This window comes from Sphingosinicella flava (assembly GCF_016025255.1).
GTDB lineage: Bacteria > Pseudomonadota > Alphaproteobacteria > Sphingomonadales > Sphingomonadaceae > Allosphingosinicella > Allosphingosinicella flava.
In genome coordinates this window covers 1,768,704-1,785,699 of record NZ_CP065592.1, presented here as the reverse complement: position 1 = coordinate 1,785,699, position 16,996 = coordinate 1,768,704, and the positions used below count along the sequence as shown (strand labels likewise).

The window sequence follows — 16,996 nt, the reverse complement described above, 5'->3', positions numbered from 1 at the left end:
AAAGCGCCTATATTCATCGGATGATCAGCACCGCCGACTCCCGCCGCTTCCTCTACCGCAACGACCTCGATCCGGATGCTGCCTTGCGCCTCACCGCCGATGCGCTGCGCGCCTGCGATGACGGCGAACTCTACCTGCAATATATCGCATCGGAGAGTTTCGGCTTCGATGACGGGCGTCTGAAGACGGCGGATTTCAACACGCAGGCGGGTTTCGGCCTGCGCGGCGTGTCCGGCGAAACCACCGCCTTCGCCCATGCCAACGAATTGTCGCAGCATGCCATCACCCGCGCGGCCGAGACGATGGCGGTGCTCGATCCGGCGAGAGGCCAGCGCCCCGCGCCGCCGCGCCGCACCAACGCCAGCCTTTATACCGACGCCGATCCCTTGAGCCTCGTTCCTTTCGCCAGGAAGGTTGCGCTTTGCCAGGAAGTCGATGCTGCCGCCCGCGCCCGCGACCCGCGCGTGAAGCAGGTGTCCGTCACCCTCGCCGGATCGTGGAGCGTGATAGAAATCGTCCGTCCCGACGGTTTCGTCGCGCATGACGTGCGGCCCCTCGTCCGCCTCAATGTCCAGATCGTCGTCGAACAGAATGGACGGCGCGAAAGCGGTTACCACGGCATGGGTGGCCGCTACCTCTATGACGGCCTGTTCGAGCCGGAAGCGTGGAACCGCGCCATCGACATCGCGCTTGCGCAGGCGCTGGTGAACCTCGACTCCGTTGCGGCGCCTGCCGGCGAAATGACGGTGGTCCTCGGCCCGGGCTGGCCGGGTGTCCTCCTTCACGAAGCCATCGGCCACGGCCTTGAGGGCGATTTCAACCGCAAGGGCACTTCGGCTTTCTCCGGCCGCATCGGCGAGCGAGTCGCGGCGCCGGGCGTCACCGTGGTCGACGACGGCTCGATCGGCGCGCGGCGCGGGTCGCTCACCATCGACGACGAAGGCACGCCGACCCAATGCAATACCCTGATCGAGGATGGCATTCTCAAAGGCTATATCCAGGACCGCCTCAACGCCCGCCTGATGGGCGTCGCGCCGACCGGCAACGGCCGCCGCGAGAATTTCGCTTATGCCCCGATGCCCCGCATGACCAACACGTTCATGCTCGGCGGCAGGGACGATCCCGGCGAAATCCTCTCCCGCGCGAAGAACGGCATCTACGCCAAGAGTTTCGGCGGAGGCCAGGTGGACATTACCAGCGGCAAGTTCGTCTTCACCTGCACCGAAGCCTATAAAATCGAGAACGGAGAGCTCGGCAGTCCGATCAAGGGCGCGACCCTGATCGGCGACGGGCCGACCGTCCTCACCAAGGTCGCGGCGATCGGCAACGACATGTGCCTCGACGAAGGCATCGGCGTTTGCGGCAAGGGCGGCCAGTCGGTTCCGGCGGGCGTCGGCCAGCCGACCCTGCTGATCGAAGGCCTGACTGTCGGCGGAACCGCCGCTTGATGGAGCGGCAGGACGAAATTCTGGATTTCTGGTTCGGCCTGACGCGGGAGCAGTGGTGGACGCGAGACGATGCATTGGACGCCGCCATCCGCGTTCGTTTCCTCGAGCTGTGGAAGGCCGAGCAGGCGCATTCCCCCGATCATTTCACCGGCAGCCCGGACGCAGCGCTGGCGGCGGTGATCCTGTTCGATCAATTTCCGCGCAACATGTTCCGCGACGATCCCCGCTCGTTCGCCACCGACCCGCTCGCGCTCGCGATCACGAACCGGGCCTTGTCGAAAGGCTATTTCGAGGCGCTGCCGCAGGAACGCCGGGCCTTCCTCATCATGCCGCTCCAGCACAGCGAGGATCTGTCGGATCAGGAACGCTCGGTCGAACTGTTCCGCGCGTTGGGCGACGATTTCTCTCTCGGCTTCGCGATCAAGCATCGCGACGTCATCGCCCGCTTCGGCCGCTTTCCGCACCGCAATGCGGTGCTCGGACGGCAGAGCAGGCCGGAAGAAAGGGAATTCGGCCTCACCCCGCCCTGGTGAGGTAAGGGGCGATCGGCGTCAGATCGTATCCCGCCTCTGCCGCCTTCCGCATGATCTCCACGGCCTCTTCTCCGGCTTGGGCGCGGGTCAAAGCCCAAAGAAAGGTCGAACGCGTGCCCGAGCGGCAAAATGCGAGAACAGGTCCATTCGCGGCGCCAAGCGCTTCGCCCATGGCCGCCACCTGATCCGCAGAAAAGCCACCGGCAACCGGAATATGGCGACAGGCGATTCCCGCCGCTGCGGCTGCTGCTTCGATCTCGGCATGGGACGGCTGTCCAAGCTCTTCGTCATCCGGACGGTTGTTGACGATCATCCTCATGCCTTGAGCGGCAAATGCGGGCATATCCTCCGGCCGGATCTGACCCGCCACGAACAGGCACTCGTCGATTTTCCTCATTGATGATCCCTCACGACCGCGACGAAGGCCGCGCCATATTTCTCCAGCTTCGCCACACCAACGCCGGAAATGCGCGAAAGGGCATCCAGGCTTGCCGGTTTCAATTCCGCCATTTCGCGAAGCGTGCTGTCGTGGAAGATGACATAAGGCGGCACGTCCTGCTCCTTCGCGAGGTCGCGGCGGCACGCGCGAAGAGCCTCGAAAAGCGGATCGTGCGGGTAATCGGCCGCGTCGCGCCTTTTGCGGCGGCGTTCTCTTTTGGGCGGCAGGACGATCTCCACGGCCTCCTCACCCTTCAGGATCGCACGGGCGCCCGGGCCGAAGGAAAGGCCGCCATATTCGTCGGCGCGCAGCGCGTCGCGCGCCATCAATGCGCGCGCGACAGGCTTGATGAGCGGCAGTTCGTCCTCGCTTGCAATGCCGAAGACGCTCAGGCGGTGATGAGCGAAATTATGGATCTTGTCGGTTTCCTTGCCGGCCAGCACGTCGGTCAGGTGTCCGATGCCGAACCGCATTTCGGTGCGGAAGGCGGCGGAAAGCAACTTGCGGGCGATTTCGGTCGCGTCCACCGCCTGGGGCGGCTCCAGGCAATTGTCGCAATTGCCGCAGCTTTCGGGGGGCGTCTCTCCAAAGTGGCGGAGCAGAATCGCGCGGCGGCATCCCGCCGCCTCGACCAGCGCGCCCATCGCGTTGAGCCGCTGCCGCTCCCCGCCACGACGATCCTCGGGCACCTCGCTTTCGACCCGGGCGCGAGCGCGGGAAAAGTCTTCGGCTCCCCAGAAAAGATGCGCTTCCGATGGGTCTCCGTCGCGGCCCGCGCGGCCCGTTTCCTGATAATAAGCCTCGATGGACTTCGGGAGGCCGGCATGAGCGACGAAGCGCACGTCCGGCTTATCGATCCCCATGCCGAAAGCGATGGTCGCGACCATCACCATGTCTTCGCTCTGCACGAATGCCGCCTGCGCCCGTGCCCGCACCCCAGGATCGAGACCGGCATGATAGACCCCCGTGGGACGCCCCATCTTGCCGACCTGCTCCGCGATCTTTTCGGCCGCCGCACGGGTTGGCGCATAGACTATGCCTGCCCCCGGCTGGTTGGCGAGCAGGGTTTGCAACTGGCCCGACAGGCCATCGCGTGGCCGGATATGATAGCGGATATTCGGCCGGTCGAACCCGGCAACGATCAGCCCCTCATCGGGAATGCCGAGCTGGTGGAGAATATCCTCCCGCGTCTGCCGGTCCGCCGTCGCCGTCAGCGCCAGGCGCGGCACGCCTGGAAAGCGGTCGAGCAAAGGGCGGAGCAGACGGTAATCGGGCCGGAAATCATGACCCCATTCGCTCACGCAATGCGCCTCGTCGATCGCGATCAGCGCTAATGGCACTTGAGCGATCAGGTTGCGGAAGCTCTCGCTCGATGCGCGTTCCGGAGCAGCATAAAGGAGATCCAGTTCTCCCGCCCGGAAGCGGGCGAGCGTCTCCTGCCGGTTATCGTCGGCGGACGTCAGGGATGCGGCACGAATACCGAACCCTTCCGCCGAACGAATCTGATCGTGCATCAGCGCGATGAGCGGGGAAATAACCAGCGCCGTTCCGGGCCGGGCGAGCGCAGGCACCTGATAGCAAAGCGATTTCCCCGCGCCGGTCGGCATCACCGCGAGCGTATGCTGCCCGGCCATGACGCGATCAACGACTTGAGCCTGAACGCCGCGAAAATCGGAGAAGCCGAAGGTCGTGTGGAGAATGTCGAGAGGGTCTTGCACGCCACCCCCTTAGCGTCATTCCGGCGAAAGCCGGAATCTCATTTCCGTGCTTTCACGAGATTTCGGCTTCGCCGGAAATGATAGCCTGAATTACTCTGCCGCTTCCCGTTCTTCTTCCTCGCGCTCGCTCTGCTGGCGTTCCCACATTTCGGCATAGAGGCCGCGCTCGCGGAGGAGTTGGGCGTGGGTGCCTTTCTCCACCACCACGCCTTGGTCGAGGACGACGATCTGGTCGGCGTCGACGATGGTGGAAAGCCGGTGGGCGATGACGATGCTGGTCCGGCGCGCGGCGACGGCGCGCAACGTGGCCTGGATCGCGGCCTCGGTGCGGCTGTCGAGCGCACTGGTCGCTTCGTCGAGGATCAGGATCGGCGGATTTTTGAGCAGGGTACGCGCGATGGCGACGCGCTGCTTCTCGCCGCCGGAGAGTTTGAGCCCCCGCTCGCCGACGCGCGACTGATAGCCGTCCGGAAGCTCGGCGATGAAATCGGCGATGGCCGCGCCCCGCGCCGCCTCCTCGATATCCGCCTGCGTCGCGCCGTCCTTGCCGTAGCCGATATTGTAGCCGATCGTGTCGTTGAAAAGGACGCTGTCCTGCGGAACGATGCCGATGGCGGCGCGCAGGCTTTGCTGGCTGACCTGCGATATGTCCTGGCCATCGATGGTGATGCGCCCGGACAGCGGATCGTAAAAACGGAAGAGGAGGCGCGACAGGGTGGACTTGCCCGCCCCCGACGGACCAACCACGGCCAGCATCGTGCCCGGCGGTACGTCGAAATCGATGCCTTTCAGGATCGGCCGTTCCAACTCGTAACCGAAATGTACGTCCTCGAACCGGACATGTCCCTGGGCAACGTGGAGCGGCGGGGCATCCGGAATGTCGACCACTTCGGCCTTGGTGTCGACGATGCCGAACATCGCCTCCATGTCGATCAGGCCCTGGCGGATGTTGCGGTAGACCCAGCCGAGCATGTCGAGCGGCCGGAAGAGCTGGGCGAGAAGCGTGTTCACCAGCACCACGTCGCCCGGCGTGAAGCGACCGACCGACCACCCCCAGACGGTGAAGCCCATCGCGCCCGCCATCATCAGGTTGGTGATGAGCGATTGGCCAATGTTGAGCCAGGCGAGCGACGTCTCGTTCTTCACCGCTGCGTCGGCATAGCGGGCAACGGCCCGGCCGTACCGCTCCGCTTCCCGATCCTCGGCGTTGAAATATTTGACCGTTTCGAAATTGAGGAGGCTGTCCACCGCGCGGGCGACGGCACCGGTGTCAAGATCGTTCATCTCGACGCGCAGCCGCGCGCGCCAATCGGTGACGATCCGGGTGAATTGGATATAGGCGACGACCATCACGATCGTGGCGACGACGAGACCGATGCCGAACTTGATCCAGAAGAGGCCAAGCACGATGGCGAGCTGGATCACCGTCGGGCCGATGTTGAAGAGGAGGAAATACAGCATCGAATCGATGCTCTTCGTTCCCCGTTCGATGATCTTGGTCACCGCCCCGGTGCGCCGCTCGAGATGGAAGCGCAACGACAGGTCGTGGAGATGCCGGAAGGTCGTTTCGGCGAGCCGCCGCGTCGCGTCCTGCCCCACGCGCTCGAAAATGCCGTTACGCAGATTGTCGAACAAGACGCCTCCGAACCGTGCGGCGGCGTAAGCGGCGACGAGGGCGATCGCGATCTGCGCAGCAGCCTCCATCCCCGTCGTCATCCGGTTGACCGCCGCGCTGTAGGCGAGCGGCATGACGAGGGTGGTGATCAGGATCGAAACAATCACCAGCAGTAGCGACAGGATCACCCGGGCGCGCAATGCGGGCGCATGGCTGGGCCAGAGGTAGGGCAGGAAGCGGCGGAGCGCCGCCCAGCCTGCTTCGGGTTCGGTGGATTGGGAAGAAGACGCCATTGCGCCCAAGATAGGGACACTTTCGCGAGAACCAAATTACGCCTGCGTAAAGTTAGGAACGCCGTCCTACTTCAACGGTTTATCGCATCAGAGGCACAGGAGAGCGGGCGATGGGACCGGTTTATTTTGTCATGGCGATCTTAGGATGCGGTGAAGCCGACGGAGCTTGCCGGCAGGTCGCGACTCTCCCGGCCCGTTATGAAAGCGAAGCGGCTTGCAATGCCGCGGCCGAGGATGCCTTGGCCCGGCAGGGCGATATCCTTTTCCCTGTCGTCGTCGCGCAATGCGGCGAGGCAGGAACAGCTCCGGTCCTTGCCGCGGACGAGGTCCGGCTCCCCGAGCCTGACCGGATGAAAACGCGGCGGGCGGGGCTTGGAAAGCCGGCGCCCGCCAAGGGGTGAGCCGTTAGAATTTTCCGCTGATCGACAGCGTGAAGATCGGGCCGTAATCGCGGTCGCGAAATTCGGTGAACAGCACGGGGTCGGTGCGCCGCCCGTCATGGACGATGCGGGTAAATTGCTCCTGCGTGCCGAGCAAATTGTCCACGCTGCCGCGAATGGTGAGGCCCAGCACGTCCTTATTTTCGACGAAGATGCCGACGCCGCCGGGATCGTTGGATGGCCGCGACTTTTCGTTCAGGCGATATTGCCATTGATGTTCGAACTCATTGTAATAACTGCCATAAGCCCAATCCGTCCCCGGCACGTCGTGGCGGAATGAAATTTCGATCGACCGCGACATGGTGTCGTTGATCGGCCGGTGAATGCCGGTCAGCGGATCTTCGATCCGGCTATGCTGGAATTGGCCGGACAGATCGATTTTCGCGCCCTTGAGGCCGAAGGGATCAAGATTGAGCGTGCCTGTCCAGGATGTTCCGATGAGCGTTGCCTTGTCGAGATTGCCCGGCGCCTGTCCGTCATCGCCGATCGGCACATAGTCGAAGATATCCTGGTACAAGCGGCCGTAGAAACGCGCCGTCACGGTACCGTAAGCGCCGAAATTGCGTGTTGCCGACACCTCGCCGAGCCAGCTTTGCTGGGGCACGATCTCCGGATTGCCGGCATTGCCGGTTTCGGAGCCCACATTCACAAAAGCGACGAAGTCGTAGAAATTAAGCTGGCCGACCTCGCGTGCCACCTTGGCGCTGATATCGAGCCGGGGCGAGGGCTTCCAGGCGAGAGACACGAAGCCTTTGGGACGGTAGAAGGCGCGCGACAAGCCGTTGGCGCCGGTCTGGCTCAGCTTTGAATATTCGCCTCCCAGCGAGGCTTGCAACGTGAGCTTGCTGCTGAGCGGCCGCGTCAATGTGGCGCTCGCCTCAGCCCGCTTCTCCTCGACCCGGGCGACCGCATTGTCGAGCGACTGGGGCTGAAATACGCCATTTGCGTCCAGCAGGAACAGGCTACTGACGTTGTCGAGATAATTATAGGCGCCTTCCGCAGCGACCTGCAAATCGCTCTTGCCCGCGCTCCAACCATATTCGGCACGCAAGATCGATTCACCCTCGTCAGCCTTCTGCTCGAAGCGCTGGCCGGTTGGGGCGCGGTCATCCGCATAACGCGTGATGACGGTTTGCGAATAGGGGCTGTGTTCGAAGCGATGAAGGCCGATCATCTTCAATCGGCCCGGGCCGATTGCGAATTCATAATCGCCGCCAATCTCATAATTATATTCGCGCTCCTTCTCAAAGAAGCGCCGGTCGCGGTCGACTTGGTTCGGCCCGGATCGGAAGGACGTCTCGTCGGCATCCAAATTGAAAATCTGGTAGGAAGCGTTGAGATTGGCGAGCGCCCCCGACGCGCTTTTGTGCTTGAGGCCCAATGAAATCTTCGGCTGCTCGACGAAAACGTCGATCCGTTCGTCGCGGCGGTCGATGACATTGCCGTCGCGGTCGGTGACGATTTCCGGGCCGGCATTGCCGTTGACGCGGCTTTGATTGTCGAAGCCCAGGGTGAAATCGACCTTGCCGATCGCACCGCTCAACGATGCATTGCCGTTGGTGATGCTCGCGGGCGTGCGTTTGGCCCGGATTTGCGGATTCCAGCGGAACTGGCCGCTGAGCGTGTTGCGGCGCGTGTAATGGATGTTGGCGACTTCGCCGGACAGGCCGGGAACGTTCAGCGTCGCGCCGTCGATAATGTCGATGCGGACGACATCGGCAGCGGATATACGGCCAAGTTCGGCGACCACGTCGTTCGATTTGCCGGAAAAACGCTCCCCGTTCAGGAGGACGTTGGTGGAGGCTTGCCCCAAGCCGCGTTCCTGCGCCGTCACCCGGACGACGAAGCCCGGCACTTGGCCCAGCATGTCCATCGCGGTCTTGGGTGCAAAGCGGGCGAAGTCGGCGGGCGTGTAGCTTTTGGCGCCTTCCACCACGGCCGGAAGGGCGGGCACCGGCTGCGGCGCATCGCCCGTTTCCTGCGCCTGACTCAAACTCGGTGCAGACGCCAGCAAACTTGCTGTCGCCAGCCAAAGTGCACGCTTCCCGCGCATTCCCCTAATCGTCACGTCATGCTCCCTCAAGGTGTGTTATGTTTCTAACACTGCCACAGATGTAGCACATAGACAATGGGAAATATGAACGGCAGCCGAACGAAAAGCGTCCGGCAAGGCGGGGCAGGGGCTGGAACGGGCCGTGTCTTGGCCGGTTTATCGAAAGACGCCCCTCTTCCTTCAGGGACTTAGAGTCTTTGAGGGTAAGTTTAAATCGACGGAGAAAAATCATGAACGATACCGAAACCCTCGGCATGATTCACGAGGACGCCTTGCCCGGTCATGAGAGCAGGTTGGAGCCAAAGCCGGAATGGGAGCCCTTCTATCCGGGAGCGGGCCGTCTTGCGGGCAGGGTCGCACTCATCACCGGCGCCGACAGCGGCATCGGCCGGGCCGTCGCGGCGCTCTTCGCGCGCGAAGGGGCGGACATCGGGATCTCCTATCTTTGCGAACATGACGATGCGGAAGAAACCAAGGCCATAGTCGAGAAGGAAGGGCGCAGGGCGGTACTCCTGCCGGGCGATCTCGGTTCGAAGGATATTTGCGGCGCTGTCGTCCGGAAGACGGTCGACGCGCTTGGCGGACTCGACATTCTCGTCAACAATGCGGGGGAGCAGCATCCCGATCAGGATATTGCCGACATCACCGAAGAGCAGTTGAAGCGCACCTTCCAGACCAACATCTTCTCGATGTTCTTCCTGACCCAGGCCGCGCGTCCCCATCTCAAGGACGGTTCGGCAATCATCAATTGCACCTCGATCACCATGTATCAGGGCTCGAAGGAGCTGCTCGATTATTCCTCCACGAAAGGGGCGATCACTGCCTTCACGCGCAGCTTGTCGGAAAATCTGGTCGGCGAGGGCATCCGCGTGAACGGCGTCGCGCCCGGCCCGATCTGGACGCCGCTCAATCCCTGCGGCGGCGCATCGCCGGAGAAATTGAAGGATTTCGGCAAAAGCACGCCGATGGGCCGTCCAGGCCAGCCGAACGAGGTCGCGCCCAGCTTCCTGTTCCTCGCCTGCGACGATTCCCGCTATATGTCGGGGCAGGTTCTCCATCCCAATGGCGGCACGATCGTGGGCAGCTGAACGAACCGCCTTCTGCCGGTGCCCCATTGCCGCTATACTGATCCCGAAACGAAGCAGGGAGACGGTGGAATGCGGGAATTTGGCGGTCTTGTGGCCGGCTTGCTGATCGGGTTCGTGATCGCCCTCGCGGCGACCATCGTCGCCGTCCTCCTTTTCCCTTTCCCCGACGGCTTCAATCCCAAGAGCCAGGCCGATCTCGCCAATTACTATTTGAACGCGCCAATCGCGACCTTGGGTGCCATCGTCGCCGGCCGTTTCCTCGGGGCCTTGGGCGGCGGCTGGGCGGCGGTCGCGATCGGGGGACGGGGCTGGCTCGCATGGGTGATCGGGGTGATCCTCGCCCTCTATCTGCTCGTCGAGATGAGCAGCATCCCCCATCCGCTGTGGATGCAGATCGCCGGAATCGTCGGCCCACTGCTTGGCGCCGCACTGGCCCATCGTTGGGCGGGCCGGGCGCGGCGGGATGCCGTTGACGAAGAGGTGCCGCATGACGAGGTACACGAGCTTTAAGGCCTTCTGGCCCTTCTACCTTCGCGAACATGCGCGACCGGCAACGCGCGGCCTGCATTATGCGGGGACGAGCTTCGTCATTCTCCTTGCCAGCGCGGCGATCGTGACCGGAGAATGGCGGCTCCTTCTCGTCATGCCGCTCGCCGGTTATGCCTTTGCCTGGGCGAGCCATGCGATCTTGGAGCGGAACCGGCCGGCGACCTTCACTTATCCGCTCTGGTCGCTGATGGCGGATTTCAAGATGTGGTGGCTCTGGCTCACAGGCCGCCTCGGCCCTGAGCTCGATGCGGCGGGCGTGCGCGATAACGGAAACTGAGCCGGTTCAGGCCGAGGTTCGCAACCGATCGATGAGGGCCATTGCCGCCGCCGGGTTCCTCGCTTTCTCGCCCGCGATGAAAAACACGAATACGTCGCGGCCATTCTTTGCCCATTGCCGCGCCGTTTCAGCCCAACGGTCGAGATCCGCTGCCGGATAGCCCAAGGGTTCGGCCTCGACCGAGCCGAGCAGGCGAGCATAGGTGAAATCCGCTGTCTGTTCGGCAAGAGTCGGATATTTGGTGTCGGCATAGACGATCGCCGCATTGTGCCTCCGGGCCAGCGCGACGAAGCGCGGATCGTCGAAACTGTCGTGCCGGACCTCCAGCGCGTGGCGGAGCGCCACGCCGTCCTGCTTGTCCGGCAGAAGCGCGAGGAAAGCGGCAATGTCCGCTTCATCGAACGTCTTGGTCGCGGCGAATTGCCAGAGGATCGGGCCCAGTTTCGCGCCAAGCTCGGTAATGCCCTGGGTCAGGAATTTTTCGATCGATCCGCCCGCTTCGGCAAGAATCTTGCGATTGGTGCAGAAGCGTGACGCCTTTACCGTGAAGACGAAATCGTCCGGCACTGCATCGCGCCATTTGGCGAAGGTCTCGGGTTTTTGCGACCCGTAATAGGTGCCGTTGATTTCGATCGCCGTGACTTGGCGGCTGGCATGGTCCAGCTCCCGTGTCTTTGGCAGGCCCGGCGGGAAAAAGGTGCCGCGCCACGGTTCGTAATTCCAGCCGCCGATCCCGACCCGTATGCGCCCGTCCGCCATCTTTTGCTCCGTGGTGCAAACCTTTTTTCTTATGCTATGGCGGGCGCCGTCCAACAAGGAGCCCATTCATGCGTCCCCTGATCGCCTTCATCGCCGCCGTCACGATCGCCGCCCCCGCCTTCGCCTCGTTGAGCGTCGGGGCCAAGGCGCCCGATTTCCAAACCTATGCGGCGCTGGCGGGCAAGGTCCGCACGCTGAAGCTGTCGGACGAGTTGAAGAAGGGCCCCGTCGTCCTCTACTTCTTTCCCGCCGCCTTCACGCCCGGCTGCACCTTGGAAGCCCATGAATTCGCCGAAGCCAGCGACGATTTCCGGAAAATGGGCGCCCAGGTGATCGGCCTTTCCGCCGACCCCATCGACAAATTGTCCAAATTTTCGAGGGAAGCGTGCCGCGACAAGTTTGCCGTGGCGTCGGCCGGACCCTCGCTCATCGCCAAATATGACGTGAAGCTCCCCGCGCGCGAGGGGCTGTCCAACCGCACCTCCTATGTCATCGCGCCCGATGGACGGGTGACCTACGTCCACAGCGACATGAATCCGCGCGATCATGTGAAGAATACCCTCGCCGCCGTACGCGAATGGAAGGCCGCGCGACGTTGAGGATGGCGGTTCTGCCCTTTTATCAACCCGGCGCGGTAGCAGGGCGGAAAGCAGGGTCCGGCGCGGCTTCGTCGCGCGTATAGGTGCCGATGAGAAGACCGGCGGCGATCACATGACCGCGGATCGCGTCCAGAAAAGCGTTGCGGCCCGGGCTTGGACCCGGGTCGTGCGCGCCAGACAAGGCGAAGAGCTGGAAGGCATAATGGTGGAGGCCGTGTCCGTAAGGGGGGTCGGGCGGAAGCCAGCCTTCGCGGAGATAGGAGTTGCGCCCGACATCGCCCTCACCGCCGCCATCGCCATCCGCCACGATGTCGCCTTCCCCAAGGCGGTGCGCATCGGAAGCCATGCCCCAGATGATGGCGTGAACGAAAGGGTGAGGGGACGGCGCATCGAAATCCTCGACGATGAGCGCGAGGCTCTTCGTGTCTGGCGGCACCTCACCCCAAACGAGCGGCGGCGATAGGCCCGCGCCATCGGCGGTGAAGCGCGGCGGCAATGCCGCGCCATTCGCGAAAGCGGGGCTGGCGAGGTCGATATAGCTGAAATCGCCGAGATTGGGCTGGGTGATGGCGAGCTTGTCCGCCCCGGCGCGCACCGAGCGCAAGCTGGCGCCAAGCCAAGCGGGAATATGTTCGAGCATCGGATCTCCTTTCTCCCTCCCCGTTGAACCGGCGGAACCCAGGAAAGGTCCGGGCGCTAGCATCCCCGGCCCTTTGTCGGTTAAGGCGTTGAGCGAAAATGACCCAGCACCGCACCGGACACCACACTCACGCTCATCCTGGCTCCAGGGATGCCGCCCATGGCCATCACGGCCACAGGCATCACGGCCATGGGCATCAGGGTCATGTCCACGCGCCCGCCGACTTCGGACGCGCCTTTGCGATCGGAATCACGCTCAACATTCTGTTCGTGGCGGTCGAAGCGGTGTTCGGTTTCCTGTCCGGCTCCGTCGCCCTTCTGGCCGACGCCGGCCATAATCTGTCCGACGTGCTGGGCCTCGGCGTCGCTTGGGCGGGCGCGGCGCTGGCGAAGAAGCCGCCGAGCCGCCGCTTCACCTACGGTCTGCGCGGCTCGACCATTCTCGCCGCGCTCGCCAATGCCCTGCTGCTGATGGTGGCATTGGGCGCGATCGTGCTGGAGGCCGCGCAACGGATCGGCGATCCGCATCCCGTGGCCGGCCGCACGGTGATGGCGGTCGCGGCGGCGGGCGTGGCGGTCAATCTCGCCACCGCGCTCCTGTTCGCGCGCGGACGGAAGGGCGACATCAACATTCGCGGCGCCTATCTTCACATGGCGGCCGATGCGGGCGTGTCGGCGGCGGTGGTCGTTGCCGGCCTTCTCATCCTCACCACCGGCATGACGTGGATCGATCCGGTCGTCAGCCTGGTCGTCGCGGCCGTCATCTTCTGGAACAGCTGGGGGCTGCTGAAGGAGGCCCTGGCTCTTTCGCTTGGCGGGGTTCCGGCGGGCATCGACCCGGAAGCGGTGGAGGGCGCGCTGGCCGCCTTGCCGGGCATTTCGGCGGTTCACGATCTCCACATCTGGCCGATGAGCACGACGGAAACGGTGATGACCGCCCATCTCGTCATGCCCGGCGGCCATCCGGGCGACGCCTTCCTTCACGACGTGCAGCATTTGATGGAGGACCGTTTCGGCATCGGCCATGTCACGCTGCAGATCGAACTCATCGGGGATAGCCGTTGCCACATGCAGGCCGACGATGCGGTCTAAGAGAGGCATGATTCGATGACGGACGGAGTGAAGCTGCACGAAAGCTGGCGGGAGCCCCTCGCCGGGGAATTCGCGGCGCCCTACATGCAGGCGCTGAAAGGGTTCCTCGTCGCGCAGAAAGCGGAAGGGAAGCGCATCTTTCCCAAGGGCAGCGAATATTTCCGCGCGCTCGATCTGACGCCGCTCGACACGGTGAAGGTCGTCATCTTGGGACAGGATCCCTATCACGGGCTCGGGCAGGCGCACGGCTTGTGCTTCAGCGTCCAGCCCGGCGTCCGCACGCCGCCCAGCCTCGTCAACATCTATAAGGAGCTGGAGAGCGACCTCGGCGTCAAGCGGCCCCGCCACGGCTTCCTCGAACATTGGGCGGCCCAGGGCGTGCTGCTCCTCAACAGCGTGCTGACCGTGGAAATGGGTCAGGCCGCCTCTCATCAGGGCAAGGGCTGGGAACGCTTCACCGACGCCGTCATCCGGCAAGTCAACGGGCGCGAGGAGCCGGTCGTCTTCATGCTGTGGGGCAGCTATGCGCAGAAGAAAGCGGCGTTCGTGGACAGCGTCGACAAGGGCGGGCGCCATCTGGTGCTGAAGGCGGCGCATCCATCCCCCCTTTCCGCCCATAACGGCTTTTTCGGATGCCGCCATTTCTCCCGCGCCAATGCGTTCCTGGCCGATCACGGCCGGACGCCGATCGATTGGACGCTTCCGGACGTGTAACGGGAAACGGAGCCCCGACCGTGCGTTCGGCTTTTCGAAAATGCCAACGCAGGAGAAGACCATGCCCGACAAGACATTGGCCGACATCGCCGAAAAGCTGCGCGACATCGATTTCGCGATCCTGTCCACCCGGACCGAAAACGGCGCGATCGCGGGCCGGCCGATGAGCAACAATCGCGAGGTCGATTATGACGGCGATTCTTATTATTTCACCTACGATAGTACGCGGACCGTCGAGGACATCACCCGCGACGATCAGGTCGCGCTGAATTTCCAGGATAAATCGGGCATTGTCGGGCAGCGCCCCTTCTTCGTCGCCGTCGAAGGCCGGGCCGAACTGATCCGCGACAAGGCGCAATTCGCGGAGCGCTGGTCCAAGGGCCTCGACCGCTGGTTCGAGCAGGGGATCGACACGCCCGGCCTGGTGATGATCCGCGTGCGCGCGCAGCGGCTGCATTATTGGGACGGCATGGACGAAGGTGAAATCGCCCTCTGATCCCGCCAGCGATGAGAAAGAACGGAGCCGACCGTAAAACGTGCGGGCGGCTGTAGGACAGCGAAAAATCGTCCCCACCCGGTCAAAGCGGGGCCGCACAGCCCCGGCGGCGCTCGCCATTGACGAGGAGATCGGCGGCGAGCGGGTAGGCGGTGTCCGACATGCCGTCGGAGCAACCGGCCTCCGGCCGCAGGCGCAGTTCGAAGGCCCGGCCGTTCAGCGCGCCGGACCAGGTGCCCCCGCCCTCCGCGCCCGGCGTGTAGCGGGTCCAGACGCGGGTGCCCGCCTGATCTTCCGGATGGGAATAAGTGACGCAGCGGCCCTCGATCCGCGCCGCCCAGAACGGCTCCGTCCCGGCGGCGCGCAAGGGGGCGACGGCAAGGCGGGTTTCGCCCTGCATCATGCAGGGGCTGGCAGCCACAGGTGGCACCGGCTTCGGACTGTCCGGGGCGTCTTCTCCCGCGCAGGCCGCGACGAAACGGTCCGCGAAGGCGGCGGGGGGCGCGGGAAGGGGACCGCTCGTCTGAGAGCCGTAAGTCACCGCCACCGGTCCAGCGATCAAGGCGTCGAGATCGCTGGGCGCCGGGCCGGTGCCGCTGACGCCCCCGCGCCCGGCATCGCCGTGCGATCCGGCGACGAGAGCCGTCACGCTGCCGCCGCTGCCGAAAGACAGCCGCTCCTCGCTCCCAACTGGGCGGAAGGCGGGCACATTGACGACCAGGTTGCGTCCGCCCGCCGGGCAAAAAAGGCGAACGGCCGCGCTGCCATTCGCGGCAAGAAGGACCAGCGCGGTCCCGTCGTCCCGCGATTGCAGATCCCAACGGCTCGCGGCACTTGCCTTCGGGTCGGAAGATGCGGTGGGAGCCATTCCTTCACTCGCATTGCCGGAGAGCGCCGTCTCCTCCTCCGCGTTCCGGCAGGCACCAAGGAGCAGCAAAGCGATAAGGGCCGATGAGCGCATGATTTTCCTTTCAAAAGAAGGGCGTCGAGGTGCCGTGCCGGGCCGTCTTTTCAGCACAAGGCCGCTTTTGCTCGATTCCGCGCTCCGAGGCCACACTTCGCCGCGCCGGGCTAAACTATGTCCGCTGCCCGCCCGTTGAAGCGCGGAAGCATGGGGCGTTTCGAGTGGAGTAGAGAAATGACCAGAACCATCATGACCCTCGCCGCGGTGTCGGCCATCGCGCTGACCGGACCGGCGGTATCGCAGACCGCGAACGTCAACGCCAATGCCGGCGTCACCGCCCGCGTCAACCAGCTCCAGACCCGGCTGCAAACCGGCATTCAGGCCGGATCGATTACCCAGAGCGAAGCGGCGACGCTGCGCGAGCAGCTTCGCCTGCTGCGCCAGACCGAGCGGCGGTATAGCCGGGGCGGCCTCACCAGCACCGAACGCCGCGACCTGCAGGCTCGCATCCAGAATTTGCGCCAGCAGATCCGGATCGCGGAGCGCAACACCATGACCCGCTACGGCAGTTCCGGCTTCATCGACCGCAACGACGACGGCTGGGACGACCGCGACGCCAATCATGACGGGCGGCTCGACAGCGGCTATTACGGCCAGGGCGGACCGCTGGAGGATCTGGAGCCTTGCCCGAACCGCACCGGAATCGGCGGTGTGATCGGCAACATCTTCGGCGGCAACCGGAATAATGACTGTATCCTCCAGCCCGGCCAGCGCGCCACGAACAACCTGTACGGCGTGCCGGTCGACCTGCGCGACGAGTATCGCGACGACGGCGGCTATTATTACCGTTCCGACGGCCGTGTGATCTACCAGATCGACGCGCGGACCAACCTCGTCACGCGGGTCGATCCGATCGACTGACCCCTTTCCCCGAGCGGGAAGCCAAGGAGGCGCCCTGGCCCAGTGCCGGGGCGCCTTTTGCCTATCGGCTCGCCCCGTCGAAATGGGTGATGGCAAGGGCGTCCAGATCCACATCGGCGGCGCAGCGCAGGTTGATCATCACCGCCGGTCCGTTCGGCCCCTCCCCCTCGCCGAACGGCGCGCAGCCGCAGGTCTTGCAGAATTGATGGCGGATAGTGTGGCTGTTGAAGGTGTAGGCCTGGATATCGTCGCGCGAGCCGTGGAGCGTGAACTTGTCCGGCGTCGAGAAGTGGAGGAGATAGCCCTTGCGGCGGCAGATGGAGCAATTGCACGCCATCGCGTTCGCCGGTGCGTCCTCGTCCAGCGTATAAGTGATCTTGCCGCAATGGCAGCTTCCGGTCATCGGCATCGCATGTCTC

The 16,996-nt window shown here is 64.1% G+C and carries 18 protein-coding genes; 10 read left to right on the top strand and 8 right to left on the bottom strand.

All coding sequences use genetic code 11. The annotated features are described in order from the left end of the window. Positions 1 to 20 precede the first annotated feature (20 nt). Together tldD and IC614_RS09125 are read left to right on the top strand one after the other, a co-directional pair. Complete coding sequence (gene tldD, locus IC614_RS09130) at positions 21 to 1,448, top strand: metalloprotease TldD (protein ID WP_200971023.1); 1,428 nt, start codon at positions 21 to 23, stop codon at positions 1,446 to 1,448. Beyond that, positions 1,448 to 1,981: a DUF924 family protein gene (locus IC614_RS09125; RefSeq protein ID WP_200973175.1), complete on the top strand. Its 534-nt coding sequence runs from the start codon at positions 1,448 to 1,450 to the stop codon at positions 1,979 to 1,981. The genes tldD and IC614_RS09125 overlap by 1 nt, the downstream gene beginning before the upstream one ends. On the opposite strand, the gene IC614_RS09120 is transcribed toward IC614_RS09125, so the two are convergent. The 4 genes from IC614_RS09120 to IC614_RS09100 form a co-directional block, all read right to left on the bottom strand. Further along, positions 1,965 to 2,378 carry a TIGR01244 family sulfur transferase gene (locus tag IC614_RS09120; protein ID WP_200971022.1) on the bottom strand — a complete coding sequence of 138 codons (414 nt, stop codon included), beginning with the start codon at positions 2,376 to 2,378 and terminating at the stop codon, positions 1,965 to 1,967. The two genes, IC614_RS09125 and IC614_RS09120, sit on opposite strands and share 17 nt — an antisense overlap. Further along, a complete protein-coding gene (recQ, locus tag IC614_RS09115; protein ID WP_200971021.1) occupies positions 2,375 to 4,138 on the bottom strand; it encodes a DNA helicase RecQ in 1,764 nt (587 codons plus the stop codon). The genes IC614_RS09120 and recQ overlap by 4 nt, the downstream gene beginning before the upstream one ends. Before the next feature lie 90 nt (positions 4,139 to 4,228). Then, on the bottom strand, positions 4,229 to 6,046 hold the full coding sequence (locus IC614_RS09110; protein WP_200971020.1) for an ABCB family ABC transporter ATP-binding protein/permease: 1,818 nt from the start codon (positions 6,044 to 6,046) through the stop codon (positions 4,229 to 4,231). 405 nt (positions 6,047 to 6,451) lie between these two features. Further along, positions 6,452 to 8,479, bottom strand: a complete 2,028-nt coding sequence (locus tag IC614_RS09100; protein WP_200971018.1) for a TonB-dependent receptor plug domain-containing protein — start codon at positions 8,477 to 8,479, stop codon at positions 6,452 to 6,454. Between the two features lie 290 nt (positions 8,480 to 8,769). On the opposite strand from IC614_RS09100, the gene IC614_RS09095 reads away from it, so the two are divergent. The 3 genes from IC614_RS09095 (at position 8,770) to IC614_RS09085 (ending at position 10,453) form a co-directional block, all read left to right on the top strand. Further along, on the top strand, positions 8,770 to 9,627 hold the full coding sequence (locus tag IC614_RS09095; protein ID WP_200971017.1) for an SDR family oxidoreductase: 858 nt from the start codon (positions 8,770 to 8,772) through the stop codon (positions 9,625 to 9,627). Between the two features lie 69 nt (positions 9,628 to 9,696). Continuing rightward, a complete protein-coding gene (locus IC614_RS09090) occupies positions 9,697 to 10,137 on the top strand; it encodes a hypothetical protein (protein ID WP_200971016.1) in 441 nt (146 codons plus the stop codon). Next, positions 10,115 to 10,453: a DUF962 domain-containing protein gene (locus IC614_RS09085; protein ID WP_200971015.1), complete on the top strand. Its 339-nt coding sequence runs from the start codon at positions 10,115 to 10,117 to the stop codon at positions 10,451 to 10,453. Before IC614_RS09090 ends, IC614_RS09085 begins: the two co-directional genes overlap by 23 nt. Positions 10,454 to 10,459: 6 nt before the next feature. On the opposite strand, the gene IC614_RS09080 is transcribed toward IC614_RS09085, so the two are convergent. Further along, on the bottom strand, positions 10,460 to 11,212 hold the full coding sequence (locus IC614_RS09080; RefSeq protein ID WP_200971014.1) for a DUF72 domain-containing protein: 753 nt from the start codon (positions 11,210 to 11,212) through the stop codon (positions 10,460 to 10,462). 68 nt (positions 11,213 to 11,280) lie between these two features. Here IC614_RS09080 and IC614_RS09075 point away from each other — a divergent pair, with 68 nt between their 5' ends. Continuing rightward, positions 11,281 to 11,811 (top strand): peroxiredoxin, encoded by a 531-nt coding sequence (locus IC614_RS09075; RefSeq protein WP_200971013.1) that lies wholly within the window; start codon positions 11,281 to 11,283, stop codon positions 11,809 to 11,811. A 22-nt stretch (positions 11,812 to 11,833) separates the two neighbouring features. Here the strand turns inward: IC614_RS09075 and IC614_RS09070 are convergent, their stop codons facing one another. Continuing rightward, a complete protein-coding gene (locus IC614_RS09070) occupies positions 11,834 to 12,451 on the bottom strand; it encodes a YbhB/YbcL family Raf kinase inhibitor-like protein (protein WP_200971012.1) in 618 nt (205 codons plus the stop codon). A 98-nt stretch (positions 12,452 to 12,549) separates the two neighbouring features. Between IC614_RS09070 and IC614_RS09065 the strand changes: the two genes are divergently transcribed. The 3 genes from IC614_RS09065 (at position 12,550) to IC614_RS09055 (ending at position 14,752) form a co-directional block, all read left to right on the top strand. Beyond that, a complete protein-coding gene (locus IC614_RS09065; protein ID WP_200971011.1) occupies positions 12,550 to 13,542 on the top strand; it encodes a cation diffusion facilitator family transporter in 993 nt (330 codons plus the stop codon). Between the two features lie 15 nt (positions 13,543 to 13,557). Then, positions 13,558 to 14,256, top strand: coding sequence for a uracil-DNA glycosylase (gene ung, locus IC614_RS09060; protein ID WP_200971010.1), 699 nt, complete (start codon positions 13,558 to 13,560; stop codon positions 14,254 to 14,256). Between the two features lie 61 nt (positions 14,257 to 14,317). Then, on the top strand, positions 14,318 to 14,752 hold the full coding sequence (locus IC614_RS09055) for a pyridoxamine 5'-phosphate oxidase family protein (protein ID WP_200971009.1): 435 nt from the start codon (positions 14,318 to 14,320) through the stop codon (positions 14,750 to 14,752). 82 nt (positions 14,753 to 14,834) lie between these two features. On the opposite strand, the gene IC614_RS09050 is transcribed toward IC614_RS09055, so the two are convergent. After that, on the bottom strand, positions 14,835 to 15,713 hold the full coding sequence (locus IC614_RS09050) for a hypothetical protein (protein ID WP_200971008.1): 879 nt from the start codon (positions 15,711 to 15,713) through the stop codon (positions 14,835 to 14,837). 177 nt (positions 15,714 to 15,890) lie between these two features. Between IC614_RS09050 and IC614_RS09045 the strand changes: the two genes are divergently transcribed. Further along, a complete protein-coding gene (locus tag IC614_RS09045) occupies positions 15,891 to 16,577 on the top strand; it encodes a hypothetical protein (protein WP_200971007.1) in 687 nt (228 codons plus the stop codon). Positions 16,578 to 16,638: 61 nt separating this feature from the next. Here IC614_RS09045 and IC614_RS09040 read toward each other — a convergent pair whose 3' ends face one another. After that, entirely contained in the window at positions 16,639 to 16,986 is a 348-nt protein-coding gene (locus IC614_RS09040) for a GFA family protein (protein WP_200971006.1), read from the bottom strand. Positions 16,987 to 16,996: the final 10 nt, after the last annotated feature.